Source organism: Bartonella sp. AA81SXKL, assembly GCF_042196945.1.
GTDB lineage: Bacteria > Pseudomonadota > Alphaproteobacteria > Rhizobiales > Rhizobiaceae > Bartonella.
The window spans coordinates 1-488 of the sequence record NZ_JBHIRH010000174.1; the positions used below are offsets into that span (position 1 = coordinate 1).

Below are 488 nucleotides of genomic sequence, written 5' to 3' on the forward strand. Positions count from 1 at the left end.
ATCATGACGAACTTTTAGCATGGGGATGGCGCATTCCTTTTATTGCTTCAGTTTTTCTAATGCTTGTGGGATTATGGGTTCGTCTCTCAATCAACGAAACAGTTGAATTCAAAAAAACTCTTGAACGCAAAGAGCGTGTTCAAGTCCCTATAATAGATGTCTTTTTAAAATGCCCACGAATCTTATTTCTTGGGACATTTGCTGGTATGGCAACATTTGTTTTATTTTATTTGGTCACCGCATATTTGTTAAGTTATTCAACAAACCATTTGCAATTGTCATTTTATCAGGCTCTCCAAGTAGAAGTCATTGGTGCTATCTTTTGCGGAATTTTCACTGTCCTAACTGGAAAACTCGCTGATCGTATTAAACGCAGAACTTTGATGATTTGCATCACAATAATTACTGGTATCTATTCTTTCGCAATTCCTTATTTCTTAAGCTCTGGAGTCATAGGAGTGCTTGCAATGTCTACCATTGGTTTGTCG

1 protein-coding gene is annotated in these 488 nt (G+C 37.1%); it reads left to right on the top strand.

Annotation, left to right across the window (positions count from 1 at the left end):
- A partial coding sequence (locus ACFINZ_RS10395) for an MFS transporter (protein WP_375701471.1) occupies positions 1 to 488 on the top strand: 488 nt, incomplete at both ends.